The organism is Alkalimonas mucilaginosa (genome assembly GCF_036327005.1).
GTDB lineage: Bacteria > Pseudomonadota > Gammaproteobacteria > Enterobacterales > Alteromonadaceae > Alkalimonas > Alkalimonas mucilaginosa.
In genome coordinates this window covers 14,804-31,622 of sequence record NZ_JAUGZK010000006.1, presented here as the reverse complement: position 1 = coordinate 31,622, position 16,819 = coordinate 14,804, and the positions used below count along the sequence as shown (strand labels likewise).

General features: G+C 52.8%; 17 protein-coding genes. 12 read left to right on the top strand and 5 right to left on the bottom strand.

Annotated features, from left to right (window positions below; genetic code table 11):
- Positions 1-98 precede the first annotated feature (98 nt).
- The 5 genes from hppD to QWF21_RS09580 all read left to right on the top strand — a co-directional run bounded on the left by hppD (position 99) and on the right by QWF21_RS09580 (position 4,302).
- Positions 99-1,172 (top strand): 4-hydroxyphenylpyruvate dioxygenase, encoded by a 1,074-nt coding sequence (gene hppD / locus QWF21_RS09600; protein WP_330087834.1) that lies wholly within the window; start codon positions 99-101, stop codon positions 1,170-1,172.
- Positions 1,165-2,295 carry a homogentisate 1,2-dioxygenase gene (locus QWF21_RS09595; RefSeq protein WP_330087833.1) on the top strand — a complete coding sequence of 377 codons (1,131 nt, stop codon included), beginning with the start codon at positions 1,165-1,167 and terminating at the stop codon, positions 2,293-2,295. The genes hppD and QWF21_RS09595 overlap by 8 nt, the downstream gene beginning before the upstream one ends.
- Positions 2,296-2,350: 55 nt before the next feature.
- Positions 2,351-3,373 (top strand): fumarylacetoacetate hydrolase family protein, encoded by a 1,023-nt coding sequence (locus tag QWF21_RS09590; protein WP_330087832.1) that lies wholly within the window; start codon positions 2,351-2,353, stop codon positions 3,371-3,373.
- Positions 3,374-3,449: 76 nt separating this feature from the next.
- Positions 3,450-4,088 carry a maleylacetoacetate isomerase gene (maiA, locus tag QWF21_RS09585; RefSeq protein WP_330087831.1) on the top strand — a complete coding sequence of 213 codons (639 nt, stop codon included), beginning with the start codon at positions 3,450-3,452 and terminating at the stop codon, positions 4,086-4,088.
- A complete protein-coding gene (locus QWF21_RS09580; RefSeq protein WP_330087830.1) occupies positions 4,078-4,302 on the top strand; it encodes a hypothetical protein in 225 nt (74 codons plus the stop codon). Before maiA ends, QWF21_RS09580 begins: the two co-directional genes overlap by 11 nt.
- Positions 4,303-4,319: 17 nt before the next feature.
- Here the strand turns inward: QWF21_RS09580 and QWF21_RS09575 are convergent, their stop codons facing one another.
- The 3 genes from QWF21_RS09575 to gloB all read right to left on the bottom strand — a co-directional run bounded on the left by QWF21_RS09575 (position 4,320) and on the right by gloB (position 7,279).
- On the bottom strand, positions 4,320-4,799 hold the full coding sequence (locus QWF21_RS09575) for a hypothetical protein (protein ID WP_330087829.1): 480 nt from the start codon (positions 4,797-4,799) through the stop codon (positions 4,320-4,322).
- Positions 4,800-4,814: 15 nt separating this feature from the next.
- Positions 4,815-6,422, bottom strand: coding sequence for a LysM peptidoglycan-binding domain-containing protein (locus QWF21_RS09570; RefSeq protein WP_330087828.1), 1,608 nt, complete (start codon positions 6,420-6,422; stop codon positions 4,815-4,817).
- A gap of 62 nt (positions 6,423-6,484) precedes the next feature.
- Complete coding sequence (gene gloB, locus QWF21_RS09565; protein WP_330087827.1) at positions 6,485-7,279, bottom strand: hydroxyacylglutathione hydrolase; 795 nt, start codon at positions 7,277-7,279, stop codon at positions 6,485-6,487.
- 47 nt (positions 7,280-7,326) lie between these two features.
- Here gloB and QWF21_RS09560 point away from each other — a divergent pair, with 47 nt between their 5' ends.
- The 7 genes from QWF21_RS09560 (at position 7,327) to QWF21_RS09530 (ending at position 14,930) form a co-directional block, all read left to right on the top strand.
- A complete protein-coding gene (locus QWF21_RS09560; RefSeq protein ID WP_330087826.1) occupies positions 7,327-8,058 on the top strand; it encodes a class I SAM-dependent methyltransferase in 732 nt (243 codons plus the stop codon).
- 122 nt (positions 8,059-8,180) lie between these two features.
- The gene (locus QWF21_RS09555; protein WP_330087825.1) at positions 8,181-9,575 is read left to right on the top strand and encodes an undecaprenyl-phosphate glucose phosphotransferase; all 1,395 of its coding nucleotides are present in this window, start codon (positions 8,181-8,183) and stop codon (positions 9,573-9,575) included.
- Positions 9,576-9,585: 10 nt separating this feature from the next.
- Positions 9,586-10,782 (top strand): outer membrane beta-barrel protein, encoded by a 1,197-nt coding sequence (locus tag QWF21_RS09550; RefSeq protein WP_330087824.1) that lies wholly within the window; start codon positions 9,586-9,588, stop codon positions 10,780-10,782.
- A gap of 2 nt (positions 10,783-10,784) precedes the next feature.
- Positions 10,785-11,312, top strand: coding sequence for a polysaccharide biosynthesis/export family protein (locus QWF21_RS09545; RefSeq protein ID WP_330087823.1), 528 nt, complete (start codon positions 10,785-10,787; stop codon positions 11,310-11,312).
- A 2-nt stretch (positions 11,313-11,314) separates the two neighbouring features.
- Entirely contained in the window at positions 11,315-13,507 is a 2,193-nt protein-coding gene (locus QWF21_RS09540) for a GumC family protein (protein WP_330087822.1), read from the top strand.
- Positions 13,504-14,238 carry a tyrosine-protein phosphatase gene (locus QWF21_RS09535; RefSeq protein ID WP_330087821.1) on the top strand — a complete coding sequence of 245 codons (735 nt, stop codon included), beginning with the start codon at positions 13,504-13,506 and terminating at the stop codon, positions 14,236-14,238. Before QWF21_RS09540 ends, QWF21_RS09535 begins: the two co-directional genes overlap by 4 nt.
- Positions 14,238-14,930 (top strand): hypothetical protein, encoded by a 693-nt coding sequence (locus QWF21_RS09530; RefSeq protein WP_330087820.1) that lies wholly within the window; start codon positions 14,238-14,240, stop codon positions 14,928-14,930. Before QWF21_RS09535 ends, QWF21_RS09530 begins: the two co-directional genes overlap by 1 nt.
- Here the strand turns inward: QWF21_RS09530 and QWF21_RS09525 are convergent.
- Both QWF21_RS09525 and QWF21_RS09520 read right to left on the bottom strand, forming a co-directional pair.
- A complete protein-coding gene (locus QWF21_RS09525) occupies positions 14,900-16,237 on the bottom strand; it encodes an O-antigen ligase family protein (protein WP_330087819.1) in 1,338 nt (445 codons plus the stop codon). The genes QWF21_RS09530 and QWF21_RS09525 overlap by 31 nt on opposite strands.
- 107 nt (positions 16,238-16,344) lie before the next feature.
- Positions 16,345-16,800 (bottom strand): hypothetical protein, encoded by a 456-nt coding sequence (locus tag QWF21_RS09520; RefSeq protein ID WP_330087818.1) that lies wholly within the window; start codon positions 16,798-16,800, stop codon positions 16,345-16,347.
- Positions 16,801-16,819 lie beyond the last annotated feature (19 nt).

The window sequence follows — 16,819 nt, the reverse complement described above, 5'->3', positions numbered from 1 at the left end:
GATGTTCATTCTGGTCAAACTAAAGCAAGATAGCGCCAACCGCAGCCAGGCTATAGAGGCTGGGCATAATTAGCATAATTAGATCGTGGAGATGTCGCATGCAAGACGTGTATAACCCTTTAGGTACCGATGGTTTCGAGTTTGTTGAATACACCGCCGCTGATGCACAGGGGATTCAAAAGCTGAAAGATTTGTTTCATGGTCTTGGGTTTACTGAGGTCGCCAAACATCGCTCGAAAGAGGCCTGGCTGTACAAGCAGGGGGATATCAACTTTATCATCAATGCGCAGCCGAACTCGCAGGCGGAAGAATTTGCCCGCAAGCATGGCCCAAGTGTGTGCGCCATGGCATTCCGGGTGCAGGATGCTGCCAAAGCGCTGCAGCATGCAATTGCCAATGGTGCCAAAGCCTACCAAAACCAGATCGGCCCGATGGAGCTGAATATTCCGGCTGTGTACGGTATTGGCAGCAGCCTGCTGTATTTTGTTGATCGTTACGGCGCCTCTTCGGTGTACGACATCGACTTTAAATACTACGACAACTGGCAAACCGAGATGGCCAAGCATGGTGTTGGCCTGGAAGTACTGGATCATTTAACGCACAATGTGATGCGCGGCAACATGAATGTCTGGTCTGGTTTTTACGAGAAGATTGGTAACTTCCGCGAGATCCGTTACTTTGATATCGAAGGCAAGCTCACCGGCCTGGTATCCCGCGCCATGACCGCGCCTTGTGGCAAAATCCGTATACCAATCAACGAGTCATCGGACGATAAATCACAGATCGAAGAATTCTTGCGCGAGTACAATGGCGAAGGCATTCAGCACATCGCCCTGACGACCGAAGATATTTATCAGACAGTACGTACCCTGCGTGAGCGTGGTATGGACTTTATGCCGACGCCAGATACCTACTACGACAAAGTAAACAGCCGGGTCGAAGGGCACGAGGAAGATTTGGATCAACTGCGCGAGCTGCGTATTCTGATCGATGGCGCACCGATGAAAGACGGTATTTTGCTGCAGATCTTTACCAAAACCGTGATTGGTCCGGTCTTCTTTGAAATCATTCAGCGTAAAGGCAATGAAGGCTTCGGTGAGGGCAACTTTAAAGCCCTGTTCGAGTCCATTGAAGAAGATCAAATCCAGCGTGGAGTGTTAGCGAATGCGTAAATGGGCCTCTTTTCCACTGCGGGAAGGTGATGTGTCGCGTCAGGCACATGCCGACTTCCCGGAACAAGCGATTTATGAGCGTGAAACCGGTCGTAGTGGTTTTTTTGGTCCGGCTACACATTTCCATCACCGCCATGCCCCAACCGGCTGGAGCGATTGGCAGGGGCCTTTGCGCCCCCGCTTGTTCGATTTAAACCAGCTCACTGAAAATCAGGTGGAGTCGCCCTGGCAGGTGCCTTTGTTGCTGCACAATGCTCACTGCAAAATGCGCACCTGGCGTGTTCAGGAGAAGATGCCCTATCTGGTGCGCAATGCCGACGGCGATGAGCTGTTGTTTGTGCACGAAGGCAGTGCTGATCTCTACTGCGACTATGGCCATCTGGAAATTGTCGAAGGCGATTACGTGGTGATCCCACGCAGTACCATGTGGCGGCTGGAGCCCAAAAGCCCCATGTTGCTGCTGATGATTGAAGCCACCAACGACTCCTACCAGCTGCCGGAAAAAGGCCTGGTGGGGAACCATGCGATTTTTGACCCGGCCATGCTGGATACGCCAAAAATCAATGAGGCCTTCAAAGCGCAGTACTCAGAGCAGAGTTGGCAGGTGCAGATCAAGCGTCACGGTCAGACCTCGGTAGTGACCTACCCCTACAACCCGCTGGATGCCATTGGCTGGCACGGCGATTTGGCGGTGATGCGGATCAACTGGCGGGATATCCGGCCACTGATGAGTCATCGTTATCATTTACCGCCATCGGCGCACACCACCTTTGTGGCGCAGCGTTTTGTGGTCTGTACCTTTGTACCCCGGCCGATTGAAAGCGATCCGGGTGCTTTGAAGGTACCTTTTTACCACAACAACGACGATTACGATGAAGTGCTGTTTTACCATGCCGGTGATTTCTTCAGCCGCGATAATATCGAAAAGGGCATGGTCACCTTCCATCCGGCCGGTTTTACCCATGGCCCGCATCCGAAAGCCTTTCAGGCTGGCCAGGAGTACCGGAAGAAATTTACCGATGAAGTGGCGGTGATGCTGGATACCCGTGATGCGCTGGAGATTGGCGAAGCAGCGCTTGCGACCGAGAACCCGGCCTACGTTAACAGCTGGCAGGTTACATAATTTGGGCATCTGATTTGGGCACTGATTAAAGAGTGCTGCAGTACAAGGATTAATAATGAAATTTGCAACATTAAAGACCGGCGGCCGTGATGGTCAGCTGGTGCTGGTAAGCCGTGATTTAACCCGTTGTGTCGCTATCCCACAGATCGCGACCACCTTGCAACAGTTGTTGGATAACTGGTCGGAAAAAGCACCGCAGGCAGAGGAAGTCTATCAGGCGCTGAATGCCGGCACCGTGCAGGGCAGCCAGCCGTTTGAACAAACGCAGTGCGCATCGCCATTGCCACGTGCCTATCACTGGGCCGATGGCAGCGCTTATGTCAATCATGTCGAGCTGGTGCGTAAAGCCCGTAATGCCGAGATGCCACCCAGCTTCTGGACCGATCCGCTGATGTATCAGGGCGGCTCCGATGCGTTTTTAGCGCCTTATGCACCGATTGAAGTGGCCAGTGAAGATTTTGGCATTGATTTCGAAGGTGAAATCGCCGTGATTACCGACGATGTCGCCATGGGCATGCCGGCAGAGCAGGCGCGCGATCGCATCCGTCTGGTGATGCTGGTCAATGATGTGTCCTTGCGGGGCTTGATCCCGAATGAGCTGGGCAAAGGGTTTGGTTTTTATCAGTCCAAGCCATCGTCCAGCTTTAGCCCGGTGGCGGTTACCCTGGATGAGCTGGAAGGCGTCTGGCAGGATGCCAAGTTGCACCTGCCGCTATTGTCCACCTACAATGGCGAAGCCTTTGGTAAACCTAATGCCGGTGTCGATATGACCTTTGATTTTGGCCAACTGATTGCGCATGCTGCCCGCACCCGGCCGCTTTGTGCTGGTACCATTATTGGTTCCGGTACCGTATCGAATAAGCAAGGCACTGAGTATGGTACTGCCATTGCCGAAGGCGGGGTCGGTTATAGCTGCATCGCTGAAATCCGTATGATTGAAACCATCCGTGATGGCAAACCGGGTACCAGCTTTATGCGCTTTGGCGATCGTATTCGCATTGAAATGCTGGATCAGCAGGGCCAAAGTATCTTTGGTGCCATCGACCAGCAAGTGGTAGAGTATCGCTATCAGGGCTAATGCCTTTGGCAGTGTGCATTAATTAAGGAAAGAGCTGCTGTGGCAGCTCTTTTTGTATCAAAGGAACAATGAATCGATGAAACTTTATGGTTACTGGCGATCCTCGGCGGCTTACCGGGTGCGCATTGCTCTGGCGCTTAAAGGCATGGCATACGAGTCCATTCCGGTGCATCTGGTAAAGGACGGTGGTCAGCAGCATCAAGCGAGCTATCAGGAACTGAACCCGGCTGAGCTGGTGCCCACTTTGGTCGATAACGAGCTGACACTGAATCAGTCGCTGGCTATTGTTGAGTACCTGGATGCCGTGCAGCCAGAGCCTGCTCTATTGCCGGCAGAGCCTCAGCAGGCCGCCCTGGTGCGGGCGATGGCGCTGGATATCGCCTGCGATATCCACCCACTGAATAACTTGCGGGTGCTGCAGTATCTGACCGGCCCGTTGCAGCTTACCGAACAGCAAAAAACCGCCTGGATCCATCATTGGTTGAATACCGGCTTTCAGGCCTTAGAGCAGCGTTTGCAACAAAGTGCCGGCTGCTGTTGCTTTGGTGATGCCGTCAGCCTGGCGGATATCTGCCTGGTGCCGCAAGTCTACAACGCGCTGCGCTTTGGGCTGGATATGACGCCATACCCGACCATTCAGGCCATCTATCAGCACTGCAACAGCCTGGCAGCCTTCGCCGGGGCAGCACCGGAAGCACAAGCCGATGCGCAGTAACTGGATCCCCTGCTTTCCAAAACGCTGGCTGAACCGGTCATTATTTTTGATTGGGGCTGCAGGCATTGCTTTGCAGTGGCTGGCGGTTGGGTACGCCTGGTGGCAGGGGTTCAGTGTCTCTTTTCATTGGTGGTTTCACTGGCTGGCGCCCCTGCTGTGTGTGCTCTGGGGCACCATCCCAAGATTGCAGCTGCAGCCAGAGCCCAAGCATTGACCACTGTCGTGTGGTGCTTACTGGCGGGGACGTAACAAGCTTTTGGGTTCGACCCCGGTAATACCGGTATCATCGAAAGTAAAATCAATCTGCCCAATGTTGCGGCTAAAATGATGCCGCACCCCATCAATCTCAATCACAAAACTGCCGGGCATGCGCAAGCCGTCTTCCTGGTATAGTTTGAGTTGATGGCCGGCAATTTTAAACTCAAACCCCAGCAGCGGCGCGTCGGCAAAATCAGTGACCCAAACCGCCTCGTTGTTGTGCAGCACCAGGGACAAGGAATACTTTTGTGGTACCTGAGGAACTGCCAGCTTGTGAGGGCCGGCAATAAAGGTGTGACGTCCATCAATCCGGGTATAAGTAAAGCCAAACTCTATCAGCCGGCTGCTGCCGTCTTGCAGCTGAACTACACCGCTGCCACGTACATCGAAATAAGCCTGAGCCGGGAAACACAGTACCAGCCCAAACAGAGCGCTGAGTAGTAAAGTTTTCATCCGATCTCCTTGCTATCAGGATTGAGTAATATCAACCAGCAAACGAAGTTGCTGCCCAGGTTGCAGGTGTTGGTCAATACTTAGTTGGTTCCACTTCAGTATATCAGCTACCTGAACCCGGTAGCGTTGCGCAATGCGCGACAATGAATCACCACGACGTACCCGGTAGTTGATGGTACGGGTTACGCCGGGGCTGCCTTGCGTTGCTGCAGTCGAACTGGTTTGTGCCTGCACAATCACCAATTGCTGGCCTGGCCGAATTGTATCCCGTGCGGTCATGCCATTCCAACGAGCCAGTTCGTTAACACTCACCTGGTGTGCCCGACTGATATCCCACAGGGTATCTCCCTGTTTGACCGTGTACTGGATGCGTTGTTCCGGATTGGTGCGTTGTTGTGCCTGAGCAATGCGTCCTGGCTGGCTTAGCTGGTAGGCATCCGCATTTTTAGCAGAAACCGGTACCAACAAATGCTGGCCAATCCGAATGGTATGGCCATTGATGTCATTCAACCGCTGAATAGCTGCCACAGAAGTCTGATACTGCTGTGCTATTTTGCCCAGGGTGTCACCACGGACCACGGTGTGTCGTTGCCAGCTTAACCACTGGTCGGTTGGTGTGTTGGCCAGTTGTTCACGGAATTGAGGTTTGTTATCCAGCGGCAATACCAGCCGGTGGCTGCCATCCGGATCCGTGGCCCATTGATTAAAAGCCGGGTTTAATGCATGCAGTTCATTCAGGCTAAGGCCTGCCATTTCGGCAGCCACCGCCAAATCGATTTGACGGCCAACCTCGACAATGCCGATTTGGCGCTGATTCGGGATTGGTTGCCATGCAATATTGTAGGTTTCCGGCTGGCGCACCAGGTCTACCAGCGCCAATAGTTTTGGTACGTACGCGGTGGTCTCCCGCGGTAAGCTGAGCGACCAGAAGTCGGTTGGCAGATTGCGGTTTTTATTGTGCCGAATAGCCCGGAGCAAACGGCCTTCACCAGAGTTGTAGGCGGCAATGGCATTGAGCCAGTCGCCTTCCAGGCGATCGTGCAGGTATTGCAAGTAATCCAGAGCGGCGCGGGTCGATTCAATCACATCACGGCGGCCGTCATACCAGAAGTTTTGCTGCAAACCAAAACGCTTGCCGGTGGCAGGCATAAACTGCCAGAGGCCAGAAGCACGGGCATGGGAGTAAGCAAAGGGATCAAAGGCGCTTTCGACGATAGGCAGTAGGGCCAGCTCCAGTGGCATATTGCGGGCTTCCAGTTGCTCGACAATATAATGCAGGTAGGGCTCTGCCCGGGTGGAAACCCGATCCAGATACGCCTGATTACGGGCAAAAAAGTTGCGTTGCTCGGCAATAGCCCGGTACTCAGGCACTTCAAAGGTTAATTGCAGTTGGATACGTTGCCACACATCATCGACTTTGGTTGGATCCAGTGGCGTGACGGTGGGGGCTTGCTGATTGGCGGCTGTAAGCAAGTTGGCGGCAATCAGCTCTGCACTGGCAGCCTGGTCGAAAGACGCATGGGACGTTTTACTGACGGGTTCGGTCGCTGTTTGCGGTTGATTGGTGCTAGCACAACCTGCTAATAGAGCGGTCGCAACAACAGTTAAAACGCGTACTTTCATGCAATAGTCCTGTCAATTTTTCCATCAGCTTGCATGTTACCTGCTTGCAGACTGATTGCAAGTCAGGATTTAAACTGGTCTTTATCCGTGCGTAATGCTGTAAAGGTAGCCTGTGCCGAACTGCAATCATATTTTCTTTGCAGATCAGGTAAGTGGCAACGAAGAAAGGGGTTGATTGCTTTTTCTGTTGCCAAAGTGCTGGGCAATGTTGGCTGTTGATTATGGCGCAGTTGTTGGCAATGCGCCAAGTGTGCAATGACGGCCTGGTTGTCAGGCTCGACTGCCCGGGCAAAAGCCAGGTTGGCTAAGGTGTATTCGTGGGTGCAATAAACCCGGGTTTCATCCGGTAAGTTGACCAATCGCTGCAAGGACTGATGCATCTGCTCCGGGCTGCCTTCAAATAAGCGGCCACAACCGGCGCTGAACAGAGTGTCGCCGCAAAATAACCAAGGGGCATGATGAGGCAGGGCAGCGTAATAGCCGATATGTCCGAGCGTATGGCCTGGCAGATGCAGCACGTTCAAAGTGAGGCCAAAGTCGGGGAGTGTAAGGCTATCGTTATCTTGCACGCTGTGCGTCAGGGTGCTGATCTGGTTGGCTTCATAGGCCGGCCCATACACCCGAACATCTGGCCATTGTTGTTTCAGTGCGGCAATGCCGTCGGTATGATCCCAATGATGGTGGGTTACCAGGATGCTGGTTAATTGCTTGCGGTTGCTATGGGCAAACTGCTTGACCACATCTGCATCGCCCGGGTCGACCACCAGCAACGCATCGCTATCCGGCTGGGTCAGGCACCAGATGTAATTGTCCTGAAAAGCGGTTAATGGCGTGATGGTCAGTTTCTCTGGCTGCATCTGGTATACTCAATGGGTTGAATCGGATAACAAGGGCACAGCTACTGATGAAACCCGCTTTAAGCGCCCGTAACCGGCCAGGCCCAGCCAACTGGCAGCAAATCCCGCAAGGGGAAGCGTTGCGGGCGGCTACTGAACAGCAGTTGGCAGCGTGGTGGCCACAAATCTTTGGCTACTATCTGCTAAAGGTGGGCGACCTGAGCTGTCAGCTGGATACCACGGCCAGCCCTATTAAGCATCATATTTCGTTGGGGATCAAGGCAAGCCACTGCCAAATCAAAGCAGAATCGGATGCACTGCCTGTGCAGGATCTGAGTATGGATGCGCTCTTGCTGTGTCATGCCAATGAATTTTGTACGGATCCTCACCATCTGATGCGTGAGGTGCACCGGGTGTTGCGTGCCGATGGCTACCTGGTACTGACCGGCTTTAACCCATTTAGCCTGGCAGGGTTGATGAAGCTAAACCCCTGGTTGCGGCAGAAATCCCCCTGGAATGGGCGTTTTTTTACCCTGGCCCGTTTAAAAGACTGGCTGTACTTACTGGGTTTTGAGGTGTTAGCAGAGCAGCGCTTTTATGCCTCCAGCCTGCTTGGTAAAGTACCCGCCGACAGTCGCTGGCGTCGTTGGCTGGCGAAAAGTTTTGGTAGCAGTTATTTATTGGTAGCCCGCAAACGGGAATTACCACTTACCCCCATTCGGCCCAAGTGGCAGTTGGCAGCCAATTATGCGCCGGCGGTATCAGGAACGTTAACAACTAACCGCCGACCTCATCGTTAGATGTTGTTTTTATGAAAGCTGCCATAACTGGGACGACAGGGCTGGCGTGTTACCGGGCTTTTGAGATAGAATAGCACGCTGGCAGACAAAGTTACCAGATTGTAGCCATCCAGGGAGCGGAAATGACCAATTCAATGTTTCGACAAGACAACTCGAGTTCTTTTTTCTATCGCTTTGTCGATCTTCTTATTCTTGTGGTCACCCTGCTTAGTTGCCTCATCGCCTACTCGCAAAGCCTGACCAAAGATTACTTACTGATATTACTGGCTTATCTACTCTGCTATGCCTTTGTGGCTGAGTCGGTGCAATTGTATCGCTCTTGGCGGGTTGGTCGTTTTGGCCGGATGCTGTTTCTCTTAATAGCGGTTCACACCCTCTGTTTTCTGGCCTTGTTATCCACTCTTTTCTTCTTAAAACAAGGCGCCAGTTTTTCCCGGGTGGTCCTGGTCGGCTGGTATGGGCTGAGTATCCTCTGCCTGATCAGTTGGCGGGTTATGGCCAAAGAAGTGAAAACGTTGCGGCGAAAAAAAGGCCTGAGCATGCAGCGTGTTGCCATTATTGGCTACACCGATACTGGCCGGCGCTTGCACCAGCAGATGCAGGAGCACATTGAGCTTGGGTTTGATTGTGTTGGTTTTTTCGACGACAGGGCATTAAACCGGCTTGGTGAGGGCGCAGCTCCGCTGATTAAAGGCAGTGTCGAAAGCGCTGTGATGATGGCGCAGCAAGGTCGGATCCAAAAGCTCTATATCTGCTTACCAATGCTGGCAGAAAAACGTATTGCCGATATTATTCAACGGCTTGGCGATAGCACCGTCGATGTATTGATGATTCCTGACTTTTTGCTGAAAAATCTGATGCACGCCCGTATTGGCAGTGTGGGGGAAGTGGACACCCTGAGTGTGTTTGAATCACCGGTTTATGGCATTAAAGAATTTTACAAGCGAGCCTTCGATTTTTTGTTCAGCGCTGCTGTGTTATTGCTGATTTCGCCGCTGATGCTGACGATAGCGGCCGCGATAAAAGCAACCTCGGCTGGCCCGGTGTTTTTCCGCCAGCAACGTTATGGTCTGGATGGCAAGCCGATTAATGTGTTGAAGTTTCGCTCCATGCGGGTGATGGAAAATGGCGCTAAGGTCACTCAGGCCACCAAGGATGACCCACGTATTACGCCGATAGGTGCTTTTTTGCGTCGGACTTCGCTGGATGAGTTGCCACAATTTATCAATGTGTTGCTGGGGGATATGTCTGTGGTTGGGCCAAGACCGCATGCTTCCGCGCACAATGAAGAGTACCGCAAGCAGGTAGATTACTACATGCTCAGACACAAGGTACGACCAGGTATTACCGGCTGGGCTCAGATCAACGGCTGGCGTGGTGAAACCGATACGCTGGATAAAATGGCCATGCGTGTCAAATACGATCTGGAATACATCCGGCAATGGTCCTTATGGCTGGATATAAAGATTATTGTTTTGACCTTATTTAAAGGTTTTTCAGGGAAAAATGCATACTAAAGGAGCGCTTATGAAATCCAATTTTTTTCGTTTAAGCATGGTATCAGCGTTGGTATCCACCGCTTTTACTGTGGTTGCAGATGATCGCGCTGGCGCTATACCTACTGCCAGCGGCATTGATATTGTGCCGGAGTTAACATGGGAGTTGAAGCACGATAACAACGTCGCCAATACCCGTACCGACAAAGTTTCCAGCTTTGTCAGTGAGCTAACGCCTTCTGTCGCCATGGTATTAACCGATGGTGTCAACGAGTACAGCCTGGCTTCTGCTTTCCGCCTCGGTGATTATTTCCAAAGCCGCCAGGACAACTTCTTTGATGCAGGCTTCCGGGCTGATGCGAAAATGGAGTTTACCGACCGTCACCGCATCCGCCTGCAGGGCAATACTATTTTTGGTCATGAGCAACGTGGTCAGGGAGTGTCTGACTCATTAGGTTTTGAGGTGGACGAACCAGGTCGCTTCGAAGAGTATGAGATCAAAGGCCATTACGAATTTGGTGCCCGCTCAACGCCGGCGCGTTTGCGTCTGTCGGCTGGTTACCTGGATAAAGGCTACACCAATCTGCGTGAATTCTCTCAGTTCCGTGATTTTGATCGCCGCACTGTGGGTGCTACCTTCTTCTTCAGTACCCTGGCCTCCACCGATTTAGTGGCTGAAGTGATGCGTAATGACATCAACTACAAAGTGGTCGATATTGACCGCGGCAGCCGTGATAACAAAGACATCAGCTACCGTGTTGGTTTGGATTGGGAGATCACCGCACTGACCTCCGGTGAACTGCGTATTGGACAGCAGCGTAAAACCTTCGATAACCCATTGCGGGAAGATTTTAAAGGCCTGTCTTGGAATCTATCGGTAACCTATGAGCCGCTGTCGTACAGCCGCTTTACGCTCGAGACCGGCCGCCGTGCGACCGATCCAATGACAGCAGCGGATTACGTCAAAGACTCCACCTATGGTGGTAACTGGCAACACGACTGGAACAGTGACTTGAAAACCAATGTGCGTGTGCGTTATGTCAACTCAGACTTCGTTGGTGTTACCCAGCGCAATAAATTCTGGAACTACGGTGCGGATGTGAACTACCGTCTGTCTTACTGGCTGACAGTGTTTGCAGGCTTTGATATTGCCGACAGGGATTCAACGGTCGAGCGCTTTATTTACGATAAGCGGGTTATCAGCCTGGGATTACGGGTAGGGATCTAAGCATGAAAGGGTGGTATTTGCTCAAAGGAATGGTGTTGGCAATGGCGTTGTTCGCCTTGCCACTGCAGGCCGATCAAAGTTATCGGCTGGGCCCGGGTGATCACATTGATATCCGGGTACATGGTCAGGATGATTTGGCGCTTTCGGTGCAGCTAACCGACAGTGGTACCATCAATTATCCTTTCTTAGGGACAATCCAGCTGGCAGGGCTTACCCTGAAAGAGGTTGAGCAACTACTGCACAATGGACTGCAAGGGGATTACCTGGTCAGTCCCAGTGTGTATGTCGGTATTACCGAATACCGCCCGTTTTACATTCATGGCGAGGTACGCCGCCCCGGCGGCTACCCGTATCAGCCGGGCATGACAGTGAACCAGGCCATTGCCCTGGCAGGTGGTCTGACCGAGCGAGCTTCACGTGATCGCATTCAAATCAGCCGCGAAGGCCAGAAAAATGAGCCAGAGCAGGCGAATGTGAACAGCCGGGTCTTTGCCGGTGATACCATTACTATTTCACAGAGATTTTTCTAACCATGACGGTCACAGAAACCACACAACGAACGGAATCGGCCAATACGCAGGTCATCGATTTAACCCATATGTTCCGGGTACTTTGGCGTGCTAAGTGGCGTATTTTTTTATTGTCCATGCTGTGTAGCATTCTGGCCGTACTGGTGGTACTGAATTTACCGCAAATTTACCGCGCCAGTTCTACCTTATTGATCGAGGCTCAGCAGGCCCGGGCGGTAAAGATTGAAGAAGTGTATGGCTTTAACTCCATGCAGCAGGAATACTACCAGACCCAGTTTGAAATCCTGAAATCACGAGCCATTGCCGAGCGGGTCTTCCGGCAGCTGAATTTGGCAGAACACCCAGAGTTCCAAAGCGAGCCGTCGCTAACGGCTAAGCTACGATCTTCGATAGATTTTTTGCCGAAAGCGCCCGCTTTACCGGCAGAGGAAGTTGCTGAGCGGCGTTTTAAGCGTCAGGTTGATAGCTTTATGAAGCGATTAACCATCTCGCCGGTTCGCCGTACTCAACTGGTGGTGATTCATTTTGAAGCTGAGGATCCGCGCCTGGCGCAGCAGGTTACCAATGCCATTGGCGAAGCCTATATTGACAGCCAACTGGAAGCCCGGATGGGAATTACCCAGCAAGCCAGTAGCTGGTTGGGTGGTCGGCTGGATGAACTTCGGCTGCGGCTGGATGAATCGGAGCAGCGCTTGCATGCTTTTAGGGATACCCACAACTTAGTGGATGTAGCTGGTGTTACCAGCCTGGATGCCCGCGAGCTGGAACGTTTATCCGAAGATTTAACCCGTGCCCGTTCTCGCAAAGCGCAAGCCGATACCTTCCTTGCACTGTTAAACCGGCATCGCAACGATATGGAGCGTTTGCAAAGCCTGCCGGAAGTGACTTCGCATCCATCCATTCAAAACATCAAGCGTGAGCAGGTGGCGGTAGAGCGTCGTCAGTCGGAGCTGGCCAAAGTTTATGGCCCGCGCCATCCGCGCATGATAGCGGTGCAGGCTGAAGTTCTGGCGGTGCAGGATAACCTCAATCGTCAAATCCGCAACCTGATCAATGGTATTGAAGAAGAGGCCCAAACTGCCAGCCGTAATCTGGCTTCGCTGGAGCAGCAAATTGCCGAGTCGCGTGGTGCTTTTTCCGGCATGTCCGGGGTTGAAGCAGAGTATCGTCGTATCAAACGTGAGGTGGAGACCAACCGGGTCTTGTTTGAAACCTTCTTATCACGCCAGCGTGAGACCGAAGTAACCAGTGATTATCACTCACCAGTAGCACGTTTCACCGACAGAGCCGTAGTGCCTACTAAACCGGTGAAGCCGCAACGAAAGCTGATCGTGATGTTGGTGTTTGTTGCTACCTTTGGTTTGGGCATGGTGATGGCATTGGTGTCTGATGCACTGAACGATACCATTAAAACGGCCAAAGATGCAGAAGATCAACTGATGCAGCGGGCGCTGGGCTACATTCCCAAATCAGCCAAGCGCACCAGTTTGCAACAGCAGACCTTTGCCTACTTTGACGAGTCGATGAAACTCCATGCCGAGGCGGTACGCTCCATTCGAACCAGCCTCAAGCTGATGGCCATCGACAAGCCCTTACAGCTGATTGAGGTGACGTCGAGCTTACCGGCAGAAGGCAAATCGACAGTCAGCCTGAACCTGGCTTTTAGTTTCTCGTCATCGGGGCGGGTTCTGCTGATTGACGCCGATATGCGCAAGCCAACCTTGGGCAAACGGCTGGAGCAACCGGCCTATCAGCCTGGTCTGGCCAACTACCTGAGTGACAGCAATAGCCTGGATGAGTGCATTGTGCGTGGGATCCGGCCGAATGTAGACTTAATGCCGGCTGGCTCTATTCCGCTCAACCCGCTGGAGCTGCTGAGCTCAGAGCGCAAGGTAGAGCTGTTGGAGCTGCTGAAACAGCAGTACGACACCATTATTATTGATACGCCGCCGGTATTGGCAGTCAGCGATGCGCTGGTACTGTCGCCGCTGGTCGATGCCACCATCATGGTGGTCAAAGCCGATGCGACACGACGTGGTCAGGTGAATCTGGCGCTGGGCCGGTTGGCACATGCTCATGCCCGTATCTATGGTGTGGTACTTAATCAACTGGATACCGGTAAAGCTGAGAACTACTATGGTCATGGTGGCTATGGCTATTATCAAACCTACGAACAGGCAGGCAAGAATGCATGATTGATCTGCATTGTCATTTATTACCGGGCATCGACGATGGTGCCCGGGATCTGGATGAGACACTGCAATTAATCCGGCAGGCACAGGCGCAAGGTATTCGCCGTATTGTCACCACCCCGCACTGGATGCCTGGTCGCTTCGACAACGATGCCAGCAAGGTACTGACCGAGTTAGCCGCCTTACAACAGGCATTGAAAGAGCACAACATTGAGCTACCCATCCGGGCAGCTCAGGAAGTTCGGATCAGCGATGCGCTGCTTGATGCTTTGCCACAGCAGCGTTTGTTATTTCTGGGCCAGTACCGCGACCAGAACGTGCTGTTGCTGGAGTTTCCACACAGCCATCTGACGCCTGGCTACGAGGTGTTGATCCGTTGGTTGCTGAAGCAAGGTATTCTCCCGATGATAGCTCACCCAGAGCGGAATCGGGAGCTGCTGGAGCATCCGGGCCGGATCAAGGTATTGCAGCAGTTTGGTTGTCTGTTTCAGTTGACTGCGTCATCCTTGCTGGGGGATATGGGCAGCGACAGCCAGTTGCTGGCCGAGCGTTACCTGCAAGATGGCATTTTCGATATTATCGCAACCGATACCCATTCGTTAAAACGACGTCCGCCACGTTTGGCTGAAGCCCGTGAGCGGGCTGCTGAGCTGCTGGGTTCGGCGCATGCCCAACAGCTGGTGTTTGATACACCGCAGCACATCAGCGATGCGCTGTTCCGGGATGCCAGCTAATGCACAGCAGTAGTCTGTTGGCGATTATTGCGCTTCCTTTGTTGTGTTGGCAACTGCTGGTACTTAGCCAGCAAGGCTTGGCCAGCGCGCATCATTTTAAAAACCGCTACTACCTGCAGCAGTGGCAGCAATCGGACGTTTCGGCAGAAAGTTATCAGGACGCTTTGCGCAGTGCTCAGCTTGCCATGCAGAAAAGCCCGGCGCATCCACATTATGTTCTCAGTTTAGCTAAGACCCTGGAGTGGGGCCTGTTTGCCGGGCTGGAGACGTCGCCAGAGCCATCATTAGCCTTTTTGTACGAACATGCCATAGCCTTGCGGCCAGGCTGGCCAAATGCCTATGCTGACTACGCCTGGAGCAAAGCCTATCTTGAGGGGGATCTTGCCAGTAGCATGCAGTTACTGCGTCAGGCCAGAAAGTTTGGTCCTTATGCGGACGAAGTGCTGGAAAAGCATGCCAGCATCGGTTTGGATCATTGGCAATACCTAGGTGTGGATGACAAATTCTACCTGCTGGATGTGTTTGCAGTGATGAGCCAATCGCACTGGCGTATTTACCGGGTATTGCAGCAACAGGTGGAAGGGCATGCACAGCAGCGGTTGATTTGCCGTTATTTGCTAAATCAACCACTAAGCCCTGATCATGCCACCCGACTGGAGCGTCAGCTTTGCCGCCGTTTTGCTGGCAGGTAGCGCGCCATCACCGCCATCGCCAGGATGGTGCAAAACAATAAAGTATTGGCCGGCGCCTGCAGGCTGAAATCCACACTGCTGTGAAACAACATATGCACCATGGCCATGGCTGCCCCAAAGCCTACCCCCTGATACAGCTTGGTCTGGCGCTGCTGCATACTGCGAAGTGCCAGCCACAAAGCTATCAGTAACCACAGCCCTAATAGCATCGTTACCGGAACGCCCAGTTCAATGGCAAATTGCAGGTAATCGTTGTGGGCGTGGTCGTAAAAGCCGGCAAAAGAGTATTGCTGCCAGCCTGGGAATACGGTGTAAAAACTGCCACCGCCAGTGCCGGTTAACCAATGCTCTTGCAACAGCGGTATACTATGCAGCACCACTTCGTCTCTGGTTTCACTGGCAAAACTGGTCTCTTGCAGACGCTCTTTTACCTTATCGACCCCAAACATCGAGCCAATGATGATCATGTCCAGCACAAAGATACTAAGCACCACGGGCTTCAACCAGCGGGGTGGGTTGCGATACAGCCACAGCGCCAGCAAGGATACAATGGCCAGTGCCGCAAAGAAACCTGCATTGCCCATACGGGAGCGGCTCATCACCAATGCCAGTATCATCACCACCACCGCGAGGCGTAGCAAGACTTTCTGGCTTAATAAGGCTGTACTTAGTTCGCGTAGCCACTGCCGGAAGCTCAGAGTGCGCTGTTGCCGGCTTAACTCACTTAGCATCCAGCCAATCGCCAAGGCCAGACAGAGGGCGATGTAGTTGGCAAAATGGTTCTGATAGACAAAGCTGCCTCTGGCTCTGTCCAGCTCTGGCAGGTTAAAAAACCAGGAGCCATGCATGCCGGCCAGATAGATGCTGCTGCCATAAGCGGCTTGCAGGGTGCCGGTAAGGATGATACCAGTCAGCAGTAGTTTCAAATCATCATGATTGCGGCAGTACTGGCTAAGCAGGTATAAAAACAAGGCCAGGTACAGGCTACGTTGCAGCATCATGGTGCTTTGAAAGGGATCAGCCGTGCTAAAGCCTGCTACCGCCTGTAATTGCAGGCAAAGTACCGCAGCCACCAGTAAAGGGCCAGCCACAATCAATGCCTGGTACTTATGGTGCCACCAGGGTTGACGGAACCAGGCGCTCACCAGGACATGGCCAATAGCCATCAGGGCAATCAAAGTATGCAACAGGCTCCAGGCCCAGATGCGGTTACTGCCCAAAGGCCAGGGAGCAAAAAAGACAATAGCAATAAGGCACCACAGCAGGGTGCGCTGAAAGCGGGGCAGGGCTGAAGTGCTTGCAATCATGAGGCCGGCTCTGTGAATTCAGCTACAAGGATACCGAATACAAAACAGGGCCTTGCAAGGCCCTGTTTTCGGAATGATGTCAGTACAGCTGGGAAAAGCTACTGCAATCAGTTGGTAGAGATGGTGCCACTGCCACCGCCAGTACCGCCACCAAAGCCAACAGTGCCTGGTGCAGGGGCTGCTGCAGCTCCGGCCGGAGCCAGTGGGCCAGCAGCGGTTGCGGTATCAAGCGCACTGGTTACCAGGGATGGGTCTACACCAGCCAGCAAAGAGGCTGCCAGCAGGTTGTCGGCTGGAACACCAGCAGCTGCTGATTTACGCAAAATAGACAGAATCAGTTCTTCATCACCAGCCGCTTGCTCCAGCGCATAACGGATAACATCTTCCGCTTCGTTTACATCCGTTGGCAGCTCGCCATTTAACACATACTGATCGATGTACTGAGCCATGCTCAGTGATTGGTCGGCACGCTCAGCGTAAGCACGCTCAATATCTGCAACACCGATAGCTGCAGCCTGAAAACCGACTGTTAACATCGCAGCGGCCAGGATGCCTTTTGTCATATGCTTTACCATAACGTTC